The organism is Nocardioides sediminis, assembly GCF_003047295.1.
GTDB classification, from domain to species: Bacteria; Actinomycetota; Actinomycetes; order Propionibacteriales; family Nocardioidaceae; genus Nocardioides; species Nocardioides sediminis.
This window is the reverse complement of sequence record NZ_PZYZ01000002.1, coordinates 353901-374962: the sequence shown is the minus strand read 5'-3', so window position 1 is coordinate 374962 and position 21062 is coordinate 353901. Positions and strand designations below refer to the sequence as shown.

The 21062-nt window shown below is 72.2% G+C and carries 22 protein-coding genes; 14 read left to right on the top strand and 8 right to left on the bottom strand.

All coding sequences use genetic code 11. The annotated features are described in order from the left end of the window. Window positions 1-32: 32 nt before the first annotated feature. From DAI17_RS06615 to DAI17_RS06590, 6 genes are read left to right on the top strand one after another with little or no spacing between them, the layout of a single operon-like run. Window positions 33-485 carry a gamma-glutamylcyclotransferase gene (locus DAI17_RS06615; protein ID WP_107772105.1) on the top strand — a complete coding sequence of 151 codons (453 nt, stop codon included), beginning with the start codon at window positions 33-35 and terminating at the stop codon, window positions 483-485. A gap of 16 nt (window positions 486-501) precedes the next feature. Then, window positions 502-1314 (top strand): purine-nucleoside phosphorylase, encoded by an 813-nt coding sequence (locus DAI17_RS06610; protein ID WP_234412296.1) that lies wholly within the window; start codon window positions 502-504, stop codon window positions 1312-1314. Further along, window positions 1314-2108 carry an NAD-dependent epimerase/dehydratase family protein gene (locus tag DAI17_RS06605; RefSeq protein WP_107772103.1) on the top strand — a complete coding sequence of 265 codons (795 nt, stop codon included), beginning with the start codon at window positions 1314-1316 and terminating at the stop codon, window positions 2106-2108. Before DAI17_RS06610 ends, DAI17_RS06605 begins: the two co-directional genes overlap by 1 nt. Window positions 2109-2161: 53 nt before the next feature. Then, window positions 2162-3052: a GNAT family N-acetyltransferase gene (locus DAI17_RS21200; RefSeq protein WP_199904970.1), complete on the top strand. Its 891-nt coding sequence runs from the start codon at window positions 2162-2164 to the stop codon at window positions 3050-3052. A 45-nt stretch (window positions 3053-3097) separates the two neighbouring features. Then, a complete protein-coding gene (locus tag DAI17_RS06595) occupies window positions 3098-4705 on the top strand; it encodes an AMP-binding protein (protein WP_107772529.1) in 1608 nt (535 codons plus the stop codon). A 30-nt stretch (window positions 4706-4735) separates the two neighbouring features. Then, the gene (locus DAI17_RS06590) at window positions 4736-5719 is read left to right on the top strand and encodes an aldo/keto reductase (protein WP_107772102.1); all 984 of its coding nucleotides are present in this window, start codon (window positions 4736-4738) and stop codon (window positions 5717-5719) included. On the opposite strand, the gene DAI17_RS06585 is transcribed toward DAI17_RS06590, so the two are convergent. Next, window positions 5720-7036, bottom strand: coding sequence for a DUF2252 domain-containing protein (locus DAI17_RS06585; RefSeq protein ID WP_107772101.1), 1317 nt, complete (start codon window positions 7034-7036; stop codon window positions 5720-5722). Between the two features lie 119 nt (window positions 7037-7155). Between DAI17_RS06585 and DAI17_RS06580 the strand changes: the two genes are divergently transcribed. Further along, window positions 7156-7608: a hypothetical protein gene (locus DAI17_RS06580; protein ID WP_107772100.1), complete on the top strand. Its 453-nt coding sequence runs from the start codon at window positions 7156-7158 to the stop codon at window positions 7606-7608. A 26-nt stretch (window positions 7609-7634) separates the two neighbouring features. Here DAI17_RS06580 and DAI17_RS06575 read toward each other — a convergent pair whose 3' ends face one another. The 4 genes from DAI17_RS06575 to DAI17_RS06560 all read right to left on the bottom strand — a co-directional run bounded on the left by DAI17_RS06575 (window position 7635) and on the right by DAI17_RS06560 (window position 10735). Further along, window positions 7635-8270 (bottom strand): hypothetical protein, encoded by a 636-nt coding sequence (locus DAI17_RS06575; protein ID WP_159081384.1) that lies wholly within the window; start codon window positions 8268-8270, stop codon window positions 7635-7637. Window positions 8271-8289: 19 nt separating this feature from the next. Further along, window positions 8290-8673: a hypothetical protein gene (locus tag DAI17_RS06570; RefSeq protein ID WP_107772098.1), complete on the bottom strand. Its 384-nt coding sequence runs from the start codon at window positions 8671-8673 to the stop codon at window positions 8290-8292. 94 nt (window positions 8674-8767) lie between these two features. Next, on the bottom strand, window positions 8768-10126 hold the full coding sequence (locus tag DAI17_RS06565) for an HNH endonuclease (protein WP_107772097.1): 1359 nt from the start codon (window positions 10124-10126) through the stop codon (window positions 8768-8770). Window positions 10127-10201: 75 nt separating this feature from the next. Further along, window positions 10202-10735, bottom strand: a complete 534-nt coding sequence (locus tag DAI17_RS06560) for a GNAT family N-acetyltransferase (RefSeq protein ID WP_159081383.1) — start codon at window positions 10733-10735, stop codon at window positions 10202-10204. A gap of 58 nt (window positions 10736-10793) precedes the next feature. Here DAI17_RS06560 and DAI17_RS06555 point away from each other — a divergent pair, with 58 nt between their 5' ends. Beyond that, window positions 10794-12452, top strand: coding sequence for a phospho-sugar mutase (locus DAI17_RS06555; protein ID WP_107772095.1), 1659 nt, complete (start codon window positions 10794-10796; stop codon window positions 12450-12452). 18 nt (window positions 12453-12470) lie between these two features. Here DAI17_RS06555 and DAI17_RS06550 read toward each other — a convergent pair whose 3' ends face one another. Further along, window positions 12471-13061, bottom strand: coding sequence for a hypothetical protein (locus DAI17_RS06550; RefSeq protein ID WP_107772094.1), 591 nt, complete (start codon window positions 13059-13061; stop codon window positions 12471-12473). Between the two features lie 65 nt (window positions 13062-13126). Between DAI17_RS06550 and deoC the strand changes: the two genes are divergently transcribed. Genes deoC through DAI17_RS06535 form a run of 3 tightly spaced genes read left to right on the top strand, consistent with a single transcriptional unit; the run spans window position 13127 to window position 16430 of the window. Then, complete coding sequence (deoC, locus tag DAI17_RS06545; RefSeq protein WP_199904969.1) at window positions 13127-14092, top strand: deoxyribose-phosphate aldolase; 966 nt, start codon at window positions 13127-13129, stop codon at window positions 14090-14092. A gap of 17 nt (window positions 14093-14109) precedes the next feature. Continuing rightward, a complete protein-coding gene (locus DAI17_RS06540; protein ID WP_234412294.1) occupies window positions 14110-15567 on the top strand; it encodes an aldehyde dehydrogenase family protein in 1458 nt (485 codons plus the stop codon). Beyond that, window positions 15567-16430, top strand: coding sequence for an aldehyde dehydrogenase family protein (locus DAI17_RS06535; protein WP_107772092.1), 864 nt, complete (start codon window positions 15567-15569; stop codon window positions 16428-16430). Before DAI17_RS06540 ends, DAI17_RS06535 begins: the two co-directional genes overlap by 1 nt. A gap of 84 nt (window positions 16431-16514) precedes the next feature. Here the strand turns inward: DAI17_RS06535 and DAI17_RS06530 are convergent, their stop codons facing one another. Further along, window positions 16515-18182: a substrate-binding domain-containing protein gene (locus tag DAI17_RS06530; protein ID WP_107772091.1), complete on the bottom strand. Its 1668-nt coding sequence runs from the start codon at window positions 18180-18182 to the stop codon at window positions 16515-16517. 159 nt (window positions 18183-18341) lie between these two features. Between DAI17_RS06530 and DAI17_RS06525 the strand changes: the two genes are divergently transcribed. Beyond that, window positions 18342-18953: an ATP-binding protein gene (locus DAI17_RS06525; protein WP_234412286.1), complete on the top strand. Its 612-nt coding sequence runs from the start codon at window positions 18342-18344 to the stop codon at window positions 18951-18953. Continuing rightward, window positions 18950-19513, top strand: a complete 564-nt coding sequence (locus tag DAI17_RS06520; protein ID WP_107772089.1) for a hypothetical protein — start codon at window positions 18950-18952, stop codon at window positions 19511-19513. Before DAI17_RS06525 ends, DAI17_RS06520 begins: the two co-directional genes overlap by 4 nt. On the opposite strand, the gene DAI17_RS06515 is transcribed toward DAI17_RS06520, so the two are convergent. Continuing rightward, on the bottom strand, window positions 19503-20576 hold the full coding sequence (locus DAI17_RS06515) for an adenosine deaminase (RefSeq protein WP_107772088.1): 1074 nt from the start codon (window positions 20574-20576) through the stop codon (window positions 19503-19505). The genes DAI17_RS06520 and DAI17_RS06515 overlap by 11 nt on opposite strands. Window positions 20577-20609: 33 nt before the next feature. On the opposite strand from DAI17_RS06515, the gene DAI17_RS06510 reads away from it, so the two are divergent. After that, on the top strand, window positions 20610-21062 hold the full coding sequence (locus DAI17_RS06510) for a MaoC family dehydratase (protein ID WP_107772527.1): 453 nt from the start codon (window positions 20610-20612) through the stop codon (window positions 21060-21062).

Genomic DNA, 21062 nt, shown 5'->3' with positions numbered 1-21062 from the left:
CGCCCGGCACCGTCGTCGCTAGCCTTGGCCGGGTGACGCTGTACGCCGCCTACGGCACCAACCTGGACCCCGCCCGCATGAGCGAGCGGTGCCCCCACTCGCCGCTGCGCTCCACGGGCTGGCTGACGGGCTGGCGACTGACCTTCGGCGGCGAGGAGCACGGCTGGGACGGCGCCCTCGCGACCATCGTCGAGGACCCCATCGAGCAGGTCTTCGTCGCGGTCTACGACGTCACCCCCGAGGACGAGACCGGGCTGGACCGGTGGGAGTCCGCCGACACCGGTCTCTACCGCAAGACACGGGTGCGGGTGTCGACGATGGCCGGCGAGCTGGTGGTCTGGGCCTACGTCCTGGACGCCTACGAGGGCGGCCTGCCGAGCGCGTCGTACCTCGGCGTGCTGGCCGACGCCGCCGAGGCGGCCGACGCCCCCTCGGACTACGTCCGGGCGCTGCGGCGCCGCGCCTGCCGCTCGACGGGGCTCTGACCCTAGGATCCTCGGCGTGAACGACACCGCGCCCGGCACTCCCAGCCCCTCAGCCCTGGCCCAGCAGGCCGCCGACACCCTCGCCGACCTCACGGGGGTCGAGCGGCACGACGTCGCCCTCGTCCTCGGCTCCGGCTGGCTCCCCGCCGTCGACGCGCTCGGCGAGGCGACCGCGGAGATCGCGACCACCGACCTGCCCGGCTTCCACGCCGCCGGGGTCGTCGGGCACAGTGGCCGGATCCGCAGCCTCGAGGTGGCCGGGCGCCGGGTCCTGGTGTTCCTCAGCCGCACCCACTTCTACGAGGGCAAGGGCGTCGCCGCCGTCGTCCACCCCGTGCGCACGGCCGCGGCCGCCGGCTGCCGCGCGATCGTGCTGACCAACGGCTGCGGCGGCCTCGAGACCTTCACGCCGGGTCAGCCCGTGCTGATCTCCGACCACATCAACCTGACCGCGACCAGCCCCATCGAGGGCGCCAACTTCGTGGACCTCACCGACCTCTACAGCCCGCGCCTGCGGGGCCTGTGCCGCGAGATCGACCCGACGCTCGCCGAGGGCGTCTACGTGCAGTTCCCCGGTCCGCACTACGAGACCCCGGCCGAGATCAACATGGTGCGCGCCATCGGCGGACAGCTGATCGGCATGAGCACCACGCTGGAGGCGATCGCCGCCCGCGAGGCCGGGATGGAGGTGCTCGGCATCAGCCTGGTCACCAACGCCGCCGCCGGCATCAGCGGCGAGCCGCTCAACCACGAGGAGGTCCTCGAGGCGGGCAAGGCCGCCGCCTCGCGGATGGGTGACCTGCTCGGCCAGATCGTCCCGCGCATCTGATGCGCGTCCTGGTCACCGGCGCGGCCGGGTCCATCGGACGGACCGTCACGCTCGGCCTCTGCGACCGCGACCACGAGGTGGTCGGTCTCGACCTGGTGCCGGAGCCCGAGGGCTTCACCGGGACCTGGCACACCGTCGACTGCTCCGACCCGGACGCGGTGGAGGCCGTCTTCGCGGCGGAGCGGCTGGACGCCGTCGTCCACCTCGCCGGGCACCCCGACGAGGCCTCGCTGCCCGCGTCGCTGACCTCGCACGTGGTCACCACGGCCGCGCTGCTCGACGCGATGGTGGCCCACCGGGTCACCCGGATCGTCTACGCGTCCTCCAACCACGCGGTCGGTCGCACGCCGCGCCGCGACCTCGTCTCCGACGACGCCCTCCCGCGCCCCGACACGTTCTACGGGGTCAGCAAGGTCGCCGCCGAGGCGCTGCTGGCGCTGTACGCCGACCGCTACGCCGTCGACGCCGTCGCCTGCCGGATCGGCTCCTTCCTCGAGGAGCCGGCCACCGTGCGGGCGCTGTCGACCTGGCTCTCCCCCGACGACTGCGTGCGGATGGTCGAGGCGGCGCTCACCGCGCCCGCGCCCGGCTTCGCGGTCGTCTACGGGATCAGCGCCAACACCCGCGCCTGGTGGGACCTCGAGCCGGGTCGTCGGCTGGGCTACGAGCCGCTCGACGACGCCGAGGCGTTCGCCGTGCGCATCCCGGACCGTCCCGAGGACCAGGCCGAGGCGGCGTACGTCGGTGGGCCGTTCGCGCTGGAGCAGTTCTTCCGCCCCGCCCTCGGCGACTGACCTCGCCGGAAATCCCGTTGCCGCCACCGGGTGAGGCTGTGACGCTCGGGGCCATGCATGCGAGCCCCTGGCCCGTCCACCGCGACGGGCTCCTGTTCCGCGACGCCGTCGAGAAGGACATTCCGGCCCTGCAGGACTTCCGCAACGACCCGGTCGCCAACCACTTCATGGTGCACAACCAGGTCGACCCCGACGACCTGCGTCGTGACTGGCTGGCCGTCGCCAGCAGTCCCACGGACTACTCCTGCGTCGTGGATCGGGACGGCGAGGTGGTCGCGATGGGCTTCCTCGAGGTCGTCGACGGCCCCGGTCAACCCGGGTCCCCGCCCGGCACGGACGGCCTCATCGGCTATTTCGTGGACCCGCGCTTCGCGGGACAGGGCATCGGCACCACGACCGCCCGGGCCCTCCTCGGCGCGGCCTTCGAGGACCTCGGACTGCGCCGGGTCACGGCCGCCGCCTACGCGGACAACAACGCCTCCGTGAGAGTGCTCGAGCGCGCGGGCATGCGGCGCGAGCGGCACTCCGTCCAGGCGCTGTGGCACCGGGACCTGGGGTGGGTGGACGAGGTGGAGTACGCGCTCCTCCGCGAGGAGTGGGTCGACATGGCGACGGCGGCCCACGTCGCGGGGACGCCCTTCGCCGAGTTCAGGGCCGCCGCCGACGCGGTGGCGAGGCAACGCCCCGAGGTGGACCTCGACACGGCTCGCGAGGTCTTCGACGAGGCAGCGAGGCGGCTGCACGACGGCCTTGCCCTCGAGGGCCTGGACGACCACGATCTCGCGGCGGTCGTGGCCGGCCTGTGCGTCGACCTCGTCGCCGAGGACCCGGGGGCGGCGGTGCGTGCCCGAGCCGAGGCCGCCCGGCGGGACGCCGGCGACCTGCACGACCCGGACGCGGTCGCCGCGGCGTTCCTCGTCAGCGCCTCGGTCCTCCAGCTCTGAGGCCGACCTGTCCCCACGGTGACCGTCGTCACTAGGGTGGCGGCCATGGACTCGCACGCCGTCGGAGAGACCACGCCCGCCCTGCTCGAGGAGACCATCGGCGCCTGCCTGACCCGCACGGTCGCGCAGCACGCCGACCACGAGGCGCTCGTGGAGGTGAGCACTGGTCGACGCTGGACGTGGGCCGAGCTCGACGCCGACGTACGCCGCCTGGCCGGGGCGCTGCTCGCCGGCGGCACGGCGTCCGGTGACCGGGTCGGGATCTGGGCGCCCAACTGCGCCGAGTGGACGATCGTGCAGCTCGCCACGGCGCGCATCGGCGCGATCCTGGTGACCATCAACCCGGCGTACCGGACCCACGAGCTGGCCTTCGTGCTCAACCAGGCCGGCATCAGCCACCTGTTCCTGGCGGAGAGCTTCAAGACCAGCGACTACGTCGCGATGCTCGACGAGGTGCGCGAGCAGTGCACGGCCCTGACTGCGAGCACCGTGCTGGGCAGCCCGCTGTGGGACGAGCTCCTCGCGAGCGGTGACACCATCGACGCCGCCGACCTCGAGGTCCGCGAGCAGTCCCTCGCGCCCGACGACCCGATCAACATCCAGTACACGTCGGGCACCACCGGCTTCCCCAAGGGCGCGACCCTGAGCCACCGCAACATCCTCAACAACGGATTCTTCGTCGGGGAGATCTGCCGCTACACCCACGAGGACCGGATCTGCATCCCGGTGCCCTTCTACCACTGCTTCGGGATGGTGATGGGCAACCTCGCGGCCCTCACCCACGGCTCCACCATGGTCATCCCGGCGCCGGGGTTCGACCCAGCCCTGACGCTCGCGGCGGTCTCCCAGGAGCGCTGCACGAGCCTGTACGGCGTCCCCACGATGTTCATCGCCGAGTGGGCGTTGCCGGACTTCGCGTCGTACGACCTCTCCAGCGTGCGCACCGGGATCATGGCCGGCTCGCCGTGCCCCGCGGAAATGATGCGCAAGCTCATCGACGCCGGGATCACCGAGATGACGATCTGCTACGGCATGACCGAGACGTCACCGGTCTCCACGCAGACCCGCACCGACGACGCCTTCGACGTCAAGGTCGGCACCGTCGGTCGCGTCGGGGCGCACCTCGAGGTCAAGGTCGTCGACCCGGTCACCGGGGACACGGTCCCGCGCGGGGAGTCGGGCGAGCTGGCGACCAAGGGCTACTCCGTGATGCTCGGCTACTGGGACGAGCCCGACAAGACCGCGGAGGTGCTGCGCGACGGCTGGATGCACACCGGCGACCTGGCGGTCATGGACGAGGCGGGCAACCTCTCGATCACCGGCCGCATCAAGGACATGGTGATCCGTGGCGGCGAGAACATCTACCCGCGCGAGATCGAGGAGTTCCTCTACACCCACCCCGACGTCGAGGACGTCCAGGTGATCGGCGTCCCCGACGACAAGTACGGCGAGGAGCTGTGCGCCTGGGTCCGCATGCGGCCCGGTGCCGCGCCGCTCGACGCGGCCGCGGTCCGCGAGTTCGCGACCGGGAAGCTCGCGCACTACAAGATCCCGCGCTACGTCATGGTGGTCGACGAGTTCCCGATGACTGTGACCGGCAAGGTGCGCAAGGTCGAGATGCGCAAGGAGTCGTCCCGGCTGCTGGGGTTGTGAGCCGGCGCTCCACCCCGTTGACTCGGGCACATGACGATCCAGACGCGACAGCTCGGTGACCTGACCGTCTCGACCATGGGCCTCGGCTGCATGGGCATGAGCGAGTTCTACGGCTCCACGGACGAGCAGCAGGGCATCGACACCATCCACCGCGCCCTCGACCTGGGCGTGACCTTCCTCGACACCGCCGACATGTACGGCCCGTTCACCAACGAGCAGCTCGTCGGCAAGGCCATCGCGGGACGCCGCGACGAGGTCCAGCTCGCCACCAAGTTCGGCAACGAGCGCCGGCCCGACGGCAGCCGCGTCGGCATCAACGGGCGCCCGGAGTACGTCCGGGCGGCGTGCGACGCCAGCCTCCAGCGCCTCGGGGTCGACCACATCGACCTCTACTACCAGCACCGCGTCGACCCTTCCGTGCCGATCGAGGACACCGTCGGCGCGATGGCGGGGCTCGTCGAGGCGGGCAAGGTCCGGCACCTCGGCCTCTCGGAGGCCTCCGCGAACACCATCCGCAGGGCTCACGCCACCCACCCGATCACGGCACTGCAGAGCGAGTACTCGCTGTTCACCCGCGACCTCGAGGACGAGATCATCCCGACGATCCGCGAGCTGGGCATCGGCCTGGTCCCCTACTCCCCCCTCGGACGCGGCGTCCTCACCGGCGCGATCCGTCAGGGCACGCTGTCCGAGGACGACCGGCGCACCACGGCGTACTTCCCCCGCCTCAACGGCGAGGCGCTCGACGCCAACCTGGTGCTGGTCGACAAGGTGCGCCGCATCGCCGAGGACAAGGGCGTGACGCCCGGCCAGCTCGCGCTGGCGTGGGTGCTCGCGCAGGGCGACGACGTCGTCCCGATCCCGGGCACCAAGCGGGTGGCCTACCTCGAGGAGAACGTCGGGGCAGCCGACGTGCGGCTCACCGCCGACGACCTCGCGGCCCTCGACGCCGCGGTGCCGCGGGAGGCCGTGGTCGGCGAGCGGTACGGCGACATGAGCAGCATCGACGCCTGATCAGGTCGAGGCCATCCCCATCCGGCCCTCGCGGAAAGCGTCGACGAACATAGAGTGGTCCTCGCGGACCCGCATGGCGTAGTCGATCCCCCACTGGGTGAGCCACTCACCGAACTCGCGTCGTCGGCCCTTCAGCGAGTCCACGATCGCCTCCTCGACCTGGATGTCGACGAGGTCCTGGTCGCTGTCCTCGTCGGAGGCGCAGTGGATCTTGGCGGTGGCCCGACCCAGCAGGTCCACCACCTTGCGCATGTCCTCGGGCTCGTTGATGTCGCTCCAGTCGAGGTCGACCTCGTACGGCGACACCTCGCTCACGACGTACCCCGTGCCGTCGATCTGGGTGTGGCCGAGCAGGGGGTCGGTGTGCACCTGCAGGGCCCGCTGGCTGACGACGGTGCGGTGCCCCTCGTGCTCGAAGTAGGCGTCCACGTCGGCGGTGTCGACGAAGCGCGACACCGCCGGGACGTTGGCCTGCTTCATCGACAGCACGACGTCGTTGTCCAGCGCCTGGCTGTAGCCCTCGACGAGGATGTTGTACGCCGGGAGGCCGGCGCTGCCGATGCCGAAACCGGACTTGCCGACGACGTCGCGCAACTCGTAGAACAGCGCCCGGTCGAAGCGCTTGGACACCGGGATCGTGTCGAGGTAGGACCGGAAGGCGCGGACCACCTCGGTGCGTTCGTCGCGGCCCAGGCGCCGCGCGGTGCCGTCCTCGACGAAGCGGCGCGTCCCCTTGGTCAGCACCGTCACCTTGTCGAGCAGGTCGGCGCGGCGCAGCTCACGCGCCCGCTCGAGCGCGACCAGCACCGGACCCTCGACGTTGTCGAGCCGGAGCGCGAAGTCGTGGTCCTCGTCGGTGCCGGCGTAGTGGTCGACCTGCGAGAGGTAGGAACGCAGGTAGCGGCCGATCAGCTTGCGGACCGCGTCCTCGGGCAGCGCCTTCTGCCAGCCCAGCAGCGCGAGGCTGGCGGCGAAGCGCTGGAGGTCCCAGACGAAGCGGCCGAGGTAGGCCTCGTCGAAGTCGTTGACGTCGAAGATCAACAGGCCGTCGGAGTTGAGGTAGGTGCCGAAGTTCTCGACGTGCAGGTCGCCGTGGATCCAGATCCGCTCGGCGCCGTGCCGCGACCACTCGTCGGGCTCCTGCGTCACGTCGCTGTAGAACAGGCAGGCCGACCCGCGGTAGAACGCGTGCGGGTCGAGGGCCATCTTGCGGTACTTGGCGCGGAAGGCGACCGGGTCGGCCCGCATCAGGGGCGCGAACGCCTCGCGGATGACCTCGATGATCGTGTCGGTCCGGGTCGTGCTCGACGGTGCCATGCGCGCAATGTAGCCCTCACCGGGTGTGTCCCCGTCGGCTCGGAGCGTGCTCGCGCGTGACTCGAGCTCGTCGGCGGATCCACGCGTTCTGCGATCGAGCGGCTCCGCGCGACTGCATCATGGAGCTTGCTGTCGACGAGGGTGAGGGCTGTTCGGCGGAGGGGGGCCGGGTGCTCAGGGACGATCAACGCCGCGTCGCGTACGCAGTCGTGTCCTTCCTCTGCCTGGCGTGGGCAGCACTGGGTGTGGCCGGCATCGTCACGGCCTACGCAACGCCCGTGGGGATGGATGGCACGGGCGGATTTCTCCTGCTCCTCGCGGTCGCAGGGGCCTGCCTCGTGTTGACGGCGTCCTGCGGGTTGGTGGCCGGAGTCAGGGCGATCCGGCGGATCGACGCTGGGATGTGCCGCTGGCGCACGCTGGTCATCGTCACGGGTTCCGGGTCCGTCGTCAGTGCGTGGGGCGGAGTGGTGGTGGCCGCACCGCTTCCCGTGCTGGGTGCGCTGCTCGTGGTCCAAGCAGTGTCACTTCTTGGTCTCGCCGCGATCTTGCGGCCGGCGCCAGCCACATGAGCGAGGCAGCCTCTGGGCATGCCGGCTCACAGCTCGGTTCTCATGAACCATCCGTCCGGGGGCAGGACCACCGGCGCGCAGTCCGGCTGCTGGTCGAAGACTCGCGGCGTCGGCCACAGCTGCCGCACTCGACGAGCGGCCTCGGAGAGAACGTCTGCGGAGATGATGGTCGTCGTCTCCGGAATGCCTGCCGACGGCCAAGCGCAGTGCAGGCGCAGATCACCGGGCGGTGGTAACGGAGAGAGGTACCACTCTGCCGTGGCTTCGCCGTTGCTTCCGCCCCCTCCGGTGGGCAGGAGGAGCGGCTCGTCCGCCGGGTCCGCCTGGTGCCCGCGAGGCGTGCTGACGCACCGGCGTCCGTCGGCGAGCTCTACACCGAGCAGCATGCGATCGCGAGGCGGGACGTTGCCGGACAACCCGTCGGAGAGTGTGACCGGGCGGTCTTCGCTCCCTGGCCCTCCGCGGCCTCGCGCCTCGGTGGTGAAGGAGATGCCGTTGCTGTAGACGCTGAGCGAGGAGATGAAGACCACGAGGCCCGCACTGGATCCGATCGCAGCATCGACGCGCACCGAGGCTGGGATTTCGTTGGCCGGGCGATGGTGCCGTCGCCATGCTTCGAGGGCTTGCTCTGCTGCGGCGCCCTCAGACTCTGAAACCTCCACCCGCACATGCTTCCACGCCTCATCCGAGGCGATCCGTCCAACCGGGACGCCAGAGGGCGATGACGATGAGTAAGACGTCGATCGCGACGCCCACCAAGAGCTGACGATCGAAGAACAGGACCAGGGTCGCCAGCGACACCAGGGCGGCTCCAACAGCCAGGGCCGGCCAGGTCGACGCCAGTCCCGGGACTCCCCAGACGGCGAGGCCGAGCAGCGCGAACCCTGCGACCACAGCTGCGATGAGCACGACGGCGACAGGTCGACGGATCGCTTCGGGCACGACCCATGACCGGTCCACCCGGAACGGCCACGCGGGGTCGTCGTTCGGGGCGAACCACAGCAGGTGGACCAACCCGTGCGCGACGAGGACAAGGCCCAGGACGATGCGGACCATGATCTCCATGTGTCCTCCCTCCGCCCGTCCGCCTGCCACCAGCGTGCTGCGGACGGTCCGAGCCGACTAGAGGCATCCGGCACGTCCCGGACTGCCTGATCCGTCAGCCCGCGAGGACGTAGTCGATCGTCAACGCAGGGAGATGTCGGTCGCGGACGTGTGCCACCGTCGGTGGTCGGGTGGAGATGGTGTGGCCGGTCGGGGTGCTGGTCTCGACCGTCCCGTCCGGCCCCGGTCTCGCTCGCCAGCCCGGGGCGTCCTTGGCGTAGTTGCAGGCCTCGCACAGGCCCTGGGCGTTGTCCTCGGCGGTCGGTCCGTCGTCGGCGTGGCGCCGAGCGTGGTCGACGTGCCGGATGGGTGCGTCGCACCACGGTGTCCGGCAGACCCGGTCACGCAGCCGGACGAAGCGCGCCAGGCTGCCGCGGAAGCGCCGCCCCCGGGCATCCATGGCCACCAGCTCACCGGTCGCGGGGCTGGCGTACAGCCGACGGAGCCAGACCCGCTCGTCCTGGTCGCAGGCCCCGATGACGATCTCCCTGGCGAGCTCGGCGGGTATCGGCCCGAAGCCGTCGAGATGAGCGGGATCGTCGGCACTCCCGAAGAGTGCCGAGTCGGTCATCACCAGCCCGAGTGACAGCCCCGTCGATCCGGCCCCGCCGCCGGCACCGCCTCGTACGCGCTCCACGAGCGCATCGGCCATCACCTGGCCGCGCGACCGCTCGTCCCCCGATGCCCGGGCGGCATCGGCGGCCCGCGTCAGCGCGGCGAAGACGGCGACGCCGTCCTTCACCGGCAACAGGGCCGTCAGGTAGGTCATCGTGTCCGGCGCCGGTCGTAGGGTGACCCCCCGCTCGGACTCCGCCCTCCGGCGCCGGGCGACGAGGGCGGCGGCATCGAGCCGGGCGACCTCCTCGAGGCACGCACCCGCCAGCTCCCGGTCCCCCATCACTTCGATGGCCGAGGGGTCGCCGGCGACGACCTCGTCCACGACCATCCGGTCGGCGAGGGAGAGGCAGGCGGTCTCGCGGGCGACGATCGTCGCCTTCCACTCCGTGATGCGGCCGGCGCGCCAGGCCGCCCACGTGTGCGGCAGCTCGCGGGCGACGACCTTGGCCAGCCCCAGGTGCTGCCGTCCGCGGTGCGGCGACTCCCGCCGCGCGCGTGCCACCTGGTCAGCGATGCCCACTCCCTGCTTCGCTGCCGGGAGGCCGGCCTCGGCCTGGGCGGCGCGCTGCGACTCGTCGAGGTCGCGGGCGAGGTGGGCCTGCGCGGCCGTGACGACGCACGCGAGCCTCTCCAGCGCGCGGAGCGTGTCGACGCGCTCACCGTCAGCGAGGCCGCTGCGGCCCTCGAGCTCGGACGACAGGGCAGCAGCCCACGCCTCGACGTTCGACGCGCACAGCACTTCCTGGCGCCCCGGGGCGGGGGCGTCCGGGGAGGGAGCCGAGACAATGTCGAACATGTGTTCGATTGTACCTGCGTCCACCGATCGTGGGAAGAGACCTGAGCCGATCTGGGGAAGACGTGCTGACAGCCCTCACCAGGCGTCGCCGGGCCGGTCCTCACAGGTGACGTCGACCGACAGGTCCGGGACGACGGCCGGGTCGAGCCGCAGGACCATGAGCCCGCCGTGCTCGCCGTCCCGGACGACGCCCGACGACGTCCGGGTGTAGGAGTCCCCGAACCACCTCTCCCACCCGAGCGACTCGTAGAAGCCGGTCGCACGCCCCGTGGACAGCATCGCCACCGGCCACCGCGCCGCGATCTCGCGGTGGAGCGCCTCCATCGTCCGCCGCCCGAGGCCCTCCCCCTGGCGCTCCGGGTCGGTCGCCACCGCCTCGACGTACCCGACGATGCGCCACTGCCGGTCCCCGAACCGGATCCGACGGGGAACCGCGCTCGCGTGACCCACGATCGTGTCGCCGGCACGCACCACGACGTGGACGCCACCGAACGCGTGCTCGGCGTCCAGGTCGCTGAACCGGTCACCGAAGGCACGCCCCCAGAGCGTCCGCAGCTCCGCACGGGTCACGCCGTCCAGCTGGTCACTCCCGAGCACGAGGACGTCCACGGCCCCCAACCTAGGGCGTGACGAGCCACGCCGGATCCGCCGCCGATACCGTGCCCCCATGAGCACCGCCACCGAGGACCGCAGCAGCCTGATCGACCGTGCCCGCGCCTGGGCCGCCGAGGACCCGGACCCGGTGACGCGTGCCGAGCTCGAGGCCGTGGTGGCCGAGGTCGAGGCGGGCGGCGACGACGCCGACCTGGCCGACCGGTTCCGCGGGACGCTGGAGTTCGGCACCGCGGGACTGCGCGGCGCGCTGGGCGCCGGCCCCAACCGGATGAATCGCGTCGTCGTCATCCGCGCCGCGGCCGGCCTGGCGGCGTACCTCCGTGACACCGGCGCCGCCGGGGGCACCGTGGTCATCGGGTACGACGCCCGGCACAACAGCGACGTCTTCGCGCGCGACACCGCCGAGGTGATGACGGGCGCCGGGTTCAAGGCGCTGACCATGCCGCGGCCGCTGCCCACTCCCCTGCTCGCCTACGCGATCCGCGAGCTCGGCTGCGTGGCGGGCGTGATGGTGACCGCCAGCCACAACCCGCCCCAGGACAACGGTTACAAGGTCTACCTCGGCGACGGCAGCCAGATCGTCCCCCCGGCCGACACCGGCATCGCCGAGCGGATCGCCGCCGTCGGCGCGCTGGCCGACGTCCCCCGCGGCGACGCCGGCCGCGTGGTCGACGAGGAGATCGTGGACCGCTACCTCGACACGGTCGCCGGTCTGGCCGAGGACGGGCCGCGGGACCTCGTGACCGTCTACACCCCGCTGCACGGGGTCGGAGGCACCGCCGTCGCCCAGGCGCTGGAGACCGCGGGCTTCTCCGCGCCCCACGTCGTGGAGCAGCAGGAGCAGCCGGACCCCGACTTCCCCACCGTGGTCTTCCCCAACCCCGAGGAGCCCGGGGCGATGGACCTCGCCATGGCGCTCGCGGCGGAGAAGGGCGCCGACATCGTGGTCGCCAACGACCCCGACGCCGACCGCTGCGCCGTCGCCGTCCCCGGCCCCCACGGCTGGCGGATGCTGCGCGGCGACGAGGTCGGCGCGCTGCTCGGCCACCACCTGCTCTCGCGCGGGGTGCGAGGCACCTACGCGTGCTCGATCGTCTCCTCCTCGCTGCTCGCCAAGATGGCCGCGGCCGCCGGGCAGCCGCACGAGGAGACGCTCACCGGCTTCAAGTGGATCGGCCGCGTGGACGGCCTCGCGTTCGGCTACGAGGAGGCCCTGGGCTACTGCGTCGACCCGGCGCACGTGAAGGACAAGGACGGCGTCTCGGCGCTGGTGCTGGTCTGCGAGCTCGCCGCGGCCGCCAAGGCCGAGGGCCGCACCCTCGACGACCTGCTCGACGACATCGCCCTCGAGCACGGGCTGCACGCCACCGACCAGGTCTCGGTGCGCTTCGAGGACCTCTCGGCCATCGCCGCGACCATGGAGCGGCTGCGCGCCACCCCGCCGACGTCGCTCGGCGGCCTCGCGGTCGAGCGCGTCGACGACCTCTCGCTGGGCAGCGACGCACTACCGCCCACCGACGGGCTTCGCTACGCGCTGGCCGACGGTGCGCGGGTCATCGTCCGGCCCAGCGGCACCGAGCCCAAGGTCAAGTGCTACCTCGAGGTCGTGGTCCCGGTCGACCCCGAGGACGGCGTCGACGCCGCCCGCATCGCCGCGGCCGGCCGGCTCGACGCCATCGCGGCCGACGTCAAGGCCGCCGCGGGCATCTAGCGACAGGTCGGAGACACGTCAGAGGAACAGCGTCACCACGAACACCGCGGCCGCCGTCGCGGCCAGGATGATCGGCAGCCACGCCGGCTCGCGTCGTACGCCGTCCGCGAGGGCCAGCTGCTCGTCCGAGAGCGAGCGCACCCCGGCCGCCCCGCGGGCCTCCTCCATCAGGTGCTGGAGGCGTTCCTCGACGTAGTCCGCATAGGGCTTCTCGCCGTCACCCCGGCCGGCGGTGTCGCTCCCCGACCGCGGGGTGCGCGCCACCTTGCGCCACGGGCGGCCCACGACGGTGGAGACGTAGCGCTTCTCCCCGGCCCGCACCGCGAGCACCTGTCGCACCGCGAGCTGCTCGACCGCGGCCAGCGGCACGTGCACGGTCTCGAGCATGTTGCGCATGACCAGCTCCTCGCGGGTGGCCCACAGCGCGGGCCGGAGCATGGTCGCCCACGCGAGCACCGCCGCGAGCACCGCGCCGGCCATCACGGGCGCCGCCACGGAGCCCGGATCGGCCACCCCGACGACCACCACGACCCCCGCCAGGAGGAGCACGAGCACGGCCGACACCCGTCCGCTGGTGGGGTGGAACTGCTCCACCGGCTGCTGCTCCATCCACGCTCCTCGTCACGGCCCACGCGGTTTGTCCACGAGGCCCGCACCAACCCTATGCTGGGTCGGTGACGACCACTTCTGCCTCAACGGCGAGCGCAGGGGTCTTCGACGACATCACCTCGTCCGAGTCCTCGCTGCGCCGCTTCCTCCACGGCCTCCCCGGGGTCGACCAGGTCGGCGCGGACGCCCGCGCCGCCGCCCTGGGGACCCGCTCCATCAAGACCACCGCCAAGGCGTTCGCGATCGACCTCGCCATCCGGATGGTCGACCTGACGACGCTCGAGGGCCAGGACACCCCCGGCAAGGTCCGCGCGCTGGCGTCCAAGGCCATGCGCCCCGACCCCGCCGACCCGACCTGCCCGGCCGCCGCGGCGGTCTGCGTCTACCCCGACATGGTGGCGACCGCCAAGCAGACCCTCGGCGACTCCGGCGTCAACGTCGCCGCCGTCGCCACGGCCTTCCCGAGCGGCCGCGCCGCCCTGGACATCAAGCTCGCGGACACCCGCGACGCCGTCGAGGCCGGGGCCGACGAGATCGACATGGTCATCGACCGCGGCGCCTTCCTGGCCGGCCGCTACCAGCAGGTGTACGACGAGATCGTCGCCGTGCGCGAGGCCTGCGGGTCGGCGCACCTGAAGGTCATCTTCGAGACCGGCGAGCTGCAGACCTACGACAACGTCCGCCGCGCCTCGTGGCTCGCGATGATGGCCGGCGGCCACTTCATCAAGACCTCGACGGGCAAGGTGCAGCCGGCGGCCACGCTGCCGGTCACGATGATCATGCTCGAGGCGGTCCGCGACTTCCGCGAGATGACCGGCCAGATGGTCGGCGTGAAGCCCGCCGGCGGCATCCGCGCGTCCAAGGACGCCATCAAGTACCTCGTCATGGTCAACGAGGTCGCGGGCGCCGACTGGCTCGACCCCGACTGGTTCCGCTTCGGAGCCTCCACGCTGCTCAACGACCTGCTGATGCAGCGCACCAAGATGCAGACCGGCCGCTACTCCGGTCCCGACTACTTCACCCTGGACTGAGGCAGATCATGGTCAAGGTGCCCGACACCGCCACCCCGTTCTTCGAGTACGCCCCGGCCCCCGAGTCGCGCTCGATCGTCGACATCAAGCCCTCCTACGGCCTGTTCGTCGACGGCGAGTTCGTCGACGGCCACGGCAGGAGCTTCAAGACCATCAGCCCGTCGACCGAGGAGGTCCTCGCCGAGGTCGCCGAGGCCGACGAGGCCGACGTCGACCTGGCCGTCAAGGCCGCCCGGCGTGCCTACACCCGCGTCTGGTCGCGGATGCCCGGCAGCGAGCGTGCGAAGTACCTCTTCCGTATCGCGCGCATCATCCAGGAGCGCGGCCGCGAGCTCGCCGTGCTGGAGTCGATCGACAACGGCAAGCCCATCAAGGAGTCGCGCGACGTCGACGTCCCGACCGTCGCAGCGCACTTCTTCTACTACGCCGGTTGGGCCGACAAGCTCGACCACGCCGGCCTCGGCGCCGACCCGCGCCCCCACGGCGTGGCCGGCCAGGTCATCCCGTGGAACTTCCCGCTGCTGATGCTCGCCTGGAAGGTCGCCCCGGCCCTGGCCGCCGGCAACACGGTGGTCCTCAAGCCGGCCGAGACGACCCCGCTGACCGCGCTCCTCTTCGCGGAGATCTGCCAGCAGGCCGACCTGCCGCCCGGCGTCGTCAACATCGTCACCGGCGCCGGCGCGACCGGCCAGGCGATCGTGGCGCACCCCGACGTCGACAAGGTGGCCTTCACCGGCTCCACCGAGGTGGGCAAGGCGATCGCCCGCACCGTCGCCGGCACCCGCAAGAAGGTCACCCTCGAGCTCGGCGGCAAGGCGGCCAACATCGTCTTCGACGACGCGCCGGTCGACCAGGCCGTCGAGGGCATCGTCAACGGCATCTTCTTCAACCAGGGCCACGTCTGCTGCGCCGGTTCCCGCCTGCTCGTGCAGGAGAACGTCGCCGACGAGGTGCTCGAGCGCCTCAAGCGCCGCATGTCCACCCTGCGCATGGGCGACCCGCTCGACAAGAACACCGACATCGGCGCCATCAACTCCGGCGAGCAGCTCAAGCGCATCCGCGAGCTCTCCGAGGTCGGCGACGCCGAGGGCGCCGAGCGCTGGGAGGTCGCCTGCGACCTGCCCACCAAGGGCTTCTGGTTCCCGCCGACGATCTTCACCGGCGTCTCCCAGGCCCACCGCATCGCGCGCGAGGAGATCTTCGGCCCCGTGCTCTCGGTGCTCACCTTCCGCACGCCCCACGAGGCGGTCGAGAAGGCCAACAACACGCCGTACGGCCTCTCCGCGGGCGTCTGGAGCGACAAGGGGTCGCGCATCCTGTGGATGGCCAACCACCTGCGCGCCGGCGTGGTGTGGGCCAACACGTTCAACAAGTTCGACCCGACGTCGCCGTTCGGCGGCTACAAGGAGTCGGGCTACGGCCGCGAGGGTGGCCTGCCCGGCCTCGCCGCCTACCTGAAGGGAGCGGACGCCTGATGGCGCGCATCGACGTGAAGAAGACCTACAAGCTCTACATCGGCGGTCAGTTCCCCCGCTCTGAGTCGGGCCGCTCCTACGTCGTCAACGACGCCAAGGGCGCCCTCCAGGCCAACGCCTCCCAGGCATCTCGCAAGGACGCCCGGGACGCCGTCGTCGCGGCGCGCAAGGCGTTCGGCGGCTGGTCGGGCCGCACGGCCTACAACCGCGGCCAGGTGGTCTACCGCATCGCCGAGGTCCTCGAGGGCCGGCGCGACCAGTTCGTCGCCGAGCTGCGCGCCTCCGAGGGCGTCGCGGGCGCCAAGGCCAACGCCGCCGTCGACGCCGCCATCGACCGCCTTGTCTGGTACGCCGGCTGGGCCGACAAGATCACCCAGGTCGTCGGCACCGCCAACCCGGTCGCCGGGCCCTACTTCAACATCTCCTCCCCCGAGCCGACCGGTGTCGTGGCCGTCGTGGCCCCGCGCAGCCCGCTGCTCGGCCTGGTCAGCGTCGTGGCTCCGGTGATCACCACCGGCAACACCTGCGTGGTGATCGCCAGCGAGCCGCACCCGCTGACCGCGATCACCCTGGGCGAGGTCATGGCCACCTCCGACCTGCCCGGCGGCGTCGTCAACGTGCTCACCGGCTCGGTCGCGGAGATCGCGCCGTGGCTCGCCTCGCACATGGACGTCAACGGCCTCGACCTGACCGGTGTCGAGGACGCCGACCTCGCCACCTCCCTCGAGGTGGCCGCGGCGGACAACCTCAAGCGCGTGCGCCGCGCGCCGGCCGCCGAGCCCGACTGGCTGGCCGTGCCCGGCACGGACCGGATGACCGACTGGCTCGAGACCAAGACCGTCTGGCACCCGATCGGCATCTGAGGTCGCCGGGGGCGACCCCGCTGACGACGACACCGGCCCGGCGCGATCTCGCGCCGGGCCGGTGTCGTCGTACGGAGTGGGCGGTCAGCCCCGGGTGAGCAGCGAGGTGGCGAGCACCGTGAGGATGTCCTGCGGCTGCTCGGCGAGGAACGCGCCGCCGCTGGTGGCCTCGGCCATCTTGCCGAGCGCGGCCATGTCGGCCTCCTGGCTGATGCCGACCGCGACGATGCGCACCGGGCTGGCCGGGTCGTGCATCGACCTGAGCTCCTTGAGCAGCGTCTGGAGGCTGATCGAGCTGGGGTCGTCGTTGGCGCCGTCGGTGAGGATCACCAGGGTGTTGTAGTAGTTCTCGTTGTAGTCGCGCATCGCCTGGCTGTAGCCGGCCAGCACCGTGTCGTAGAGACCGGTCCCGCCCCGGATGAGGGTCGGCAGCACGTTTGACTGCTCCCGCAGGAACTTCAGGTGCTTCCCGCCGCCGTCGGCCGGGGCGTCGAGGCGACGCAGCGGAGCGAGCTCGACCCAGTCCTTGCCGGCCCTGCCCTGGTCGGTGGAGAAGGCCCACATGCCGATCCGGGCGTGGCCGGGGAAGGCGTCGAGGGCGGTGAGGGCCGCGTTGACGGCGAAGTCCATCCGGGTCTGGCCACCCGCGGCCACGAGGTTCATCGACTCCGAGGCGTCGATGACGGCCAGCAGGCTCGACGGCACGGTGAGCACCTGGAAGTTCCGCAGCACCGCGTCCGCCTCGGGGGCGCTCGCCTCGTCGAGGAGCTCCACCGCGGGCGGCCCCGCCTCGTCGGGCAGCGGGGCGCCGTCGGGACCACGCAGGTAGGTGTCGGTGATCTCGTCGAGCACCGCGTCGGTGGCGAAGAACTCCGCGATCTCGTCGGCCGCCGCGCGGACCGGGTCGAGCGACCCGGTCCCCATCGTCATGCCGGTCTGGGCCCGGGAGGCCACCAGCGGGTAGCTCAGCATCGGGGAGCCGGTCGCCGGGGCGCTCCACCGCAGGGCCTCGTTGCCGCGGCGCGCGATGACGAAGTCCCGCTCGGTGATCGGGACCAGCCACGACTCGCCGGCCAGCAGCTCGTCGGCGTTGGTGGTGACCTCGACGCCCGAGGTCACCCGCTCGCCGAACGTCTGCGCCATCGGGACGACCTTGTTCTGCACCTCACCCAGCGCGACTCCTTCGGAGAGGGCGGCGGTCAGGGCGTGCGCCGAGGCACCGTCGGCCGACGGGTCGCTCATCACGAGCTGGTCGGAGGCCAGGGTCTCGAGCCAGCTCGCGGGGGCGGCCCCGTCGCGACCGCTGGCCAGGCCCACCGGGCTGGTGGCCAGCGCCGGGACCTCGACCCGACCGGTGTAGTCGAGCCGCTGCAGCACCGTGCGCCAGGCGGGCGAGCTGGGGACCCAGAGGTCCGGCAGCGCGGCGTCGCGGTCCTGCTCCTCGAGCTCGTCGAGCCCGTCCTGGACCTGGGCGACGGTCGCGTCGGTGACCTCGAGGTTGATGCAGCCGGCCCGGGCGGCGAGGTGGTCGGCCGCCTGCTCCATGAGCTCCTCGAGCACGGGGGCGACGGTGACCGTGATCGGGTCGGCCTCGCAGCTGGCGGCGCCGGCGACCGGCACCTGCTCGTTCGAGACGACCTGCCACCCGAGCCAGCCGACGCCCGCCACCACGGCGGTGGTCACGGCGATCGCCGTGTTGCGCAGACCGGCGCCCGTGCGCGACGTCGCGCGGGCATGACTGTTGGTTCCCATCGGGAGGCCTTTCGGGGGGATCGGGTGTCCGACGGCGCTGACGATAGGCCGACAGGTGCCCTTCCCGCGGGGGAATGGCGGAGTCCGTGACGCGCACGACACCGCGGGGCACCTCTCCCGACATGCCCGGGGCGCGCGGGCACGGCACAATGGTCCCCCGTGCAGGAGTCTCGCGTGCCCGCCCGGGTCGTCGTCCTCGCCGGTCCCAGTGGCGCCGGCAAGTCCCGCCTCGCCGAGCGCCTCGGCCTGCCGGTGCTCCGGCTGGACGACTTCTACAAGGACGGCGACGACCCCACGCTCCCCCGCATCGGCGACGGCGCCAACGCGGGCCTGGTCGACTGGGACCACCCCGACTCCTGGCTGCTCGAGGACGCGCTGGAGGCCCTCGACGCCCTGTGCCGCCACGGACGGGCGCAGGTGCCGGTCTACGAGATCGCCAGCAACGGCCGGTCCGGGTCACGCACCCTCGACCTGGGCGACGCCCGGCTGTTCGTGGCCGAGGGGATCTTCGCCCCGGAGGTGGTCCCGGGCTGCACGACGGCGGGCCTGCTCACTGCGGCCTTCTGCGTGCGCCAGCACCCCGTCCTCACCTTCTGGCGGCGGCTCACCCGGGACCTGCGCGAGCGGCGCAAGCCGCCGCTCGTCCTGGTACGACGCGGGGTCGCCCTGCTGCGCGACCAGCGGCGGGTCGTCGCGCACGCCGTCCACCGGGGGTGCGAGCCGGTGACGCCGGACGAGGCCTACGCGCGGCTGGTCACACTGGCACCGTGACCTCGTTCTGGCCCGTGCGCCTCGCGCAGCCGGACGGCCGCACCTGCGGACCCTCCGTGCTGGTCGCGCTGCGGATGCTGGAGTCGCCGGGCTACCGCGACCAGGTGCTCCGCGGTGGCCCGGGCGCGGCGAGCGGACGCTTCGCGGCCGAGGTGTGGGCGGCGCACCGCTCGACCAACCGTGCGCTGGACTGGCGGGGACGGGCGCAGCTCCCGTGGGCGCGGGCGCTGGGCACCGCCCCGTGGGCCCTGGCCCGGCACGTCGGGGGCCGGGCCCGCTACGTCGTGCTGCGGCGGCGCCGCGCGGCGGCGTACGACTGGCTCGTGTCGTCGCTGCGGACCGGACCGACGCCGGTCTACGTCGGCAACCGGTGGACCCCGCGGCACGTCGTGCTGGCCGTGGCCGCGGAGGGCGGCTCGGTGACCTGCTACGAGCCGGCCAGCGGGCGACGCACCACCTTCACCCGCGAGCAGTGGCTCGACGCCCGGCTGGCGGGCTGCGGCGGGTGGCGGGTGCCCTGGGCCGTGGTCACCCGCCCCGGCCGCGCCGTCACCCGATGAGCGCGGCGTACTCCGGCTTGATGATGCGGTCGATGATGTCGAGCCGCTCGTCGAAGGGCAGGAACGCCGACTTCATGGCGTTGATCGTGAACCACCGCAGGTCGGGCAGGCCGTAGCCGAACGCCTCGACCAGCGAGTACATCTCGTCGGTCATCGACGTGCCGCTCATCAGTCGGTTGTCGGTGTTGACCGTGACCCGGAAGCGCAGGCGGGTGAGCAGCCCGATCGGGTGCTCGGCGATCGAGGTGGCCGCGCCGGTCTGCACGTTGGAGGCAGGGCACATCTCCAGCGGGATGCGCTTGTCCCGGACGTACGCCGCGAGCCGGCCGAGCTCGACCTCCCCGTCGTCGTGGACGGTGATGTCGTCGATGATGCGCACGCCGTGGCCGAGCCGGTCGGCGCCGCACCACTGGATCGCCTGCCAGATCGACGGCAGCCCGAAGGCCTCGCCGGCGTGGATGGTGAAGTGCGCGTTCTCGCGCTGGAGGTACTCGAAGGCGTCCAGGTGGCGGGTGGGCGGGAAGCCCGCCTCGGCCCCCGCGATGTCGAAGCCGGCCACGCCGCGATCGCGCCACGCGACCGCGAGCTCGGCGATCTCCATCGAGCGTGCCTGGTGGCGCATCGCCGTGAGCAGCTGACGTACGACGATCCTCCCCTCCGCCGCCTCGACCGCGGCGTCGAAGCCCTCCTGGACCGCGGCGACGACCTCGTCGAGCGTCAGGCCGCCGCCCACGTGCTGCTCGGGGGCGTAGCGGACCTCGGCGTAGACCACGCCGTCCGCCACCAGGTCCTCGACACACTCACGGGCCACCCGGGTGAGGGCCGGCCCCGACTGCATGACGGCCACGGTGTGGTCGAAGGTCTCGAGGTAGCGCACCAGGGAACCGGAGTCGGCCGCCTCGGTGAACCAGCGGCCCAGGGCCCCGGCCTCGGTGGCCGGCAGCTCGTGGCCGCAGTCGGCGGCGAGGTCGATGATGGTCTGCGGGCGCAGGCCGCCGTCGAGGTGGTCGTGAAGGAGGATCTTGGGGGCGCGGCGTACCTGGTCGCGGGTGGGAGTCGTCACGGGCCCATCCTCGCAGGCCTATCCTTGGCCGCCATGCGCACCTTCACCAGCCTCGACGAGGTCGCGGCCGCGACCGGCACCGACCTCGGCACCTCCGACTGGCTCGAGATCGACCAGGACCGCATCGACAGGTTCGCCGAGGCCACCGGCGACCACCAGTGGATCCACGTCGACCCCGAGCGGGCCGCGACCGGACCGTTCGGCGCCACCATCGCCCACGGCTACCTCACCCTGTCGCTGGTCCCGTTCCTCGGCAGCCAGGTCTTCTCGCTCGAGACGCCGGGGGCCAAGCTCAACTACGGCGTCAACAAGGTCCGCTTCCCCGCACCGGTGCGTGTGGGGTCGCGGGTACGCGCACACGTCGCGATGGGCGAGGTGACCGACCTGCCGGCCGGCAAGCAGATGCTGCTGCGCTACACGATCGAGGTCGAGGGCGGGGACAAGCCCGCGTGCGTGGCCGAGACCGTGGTCCTGCTCCTCCCCTGA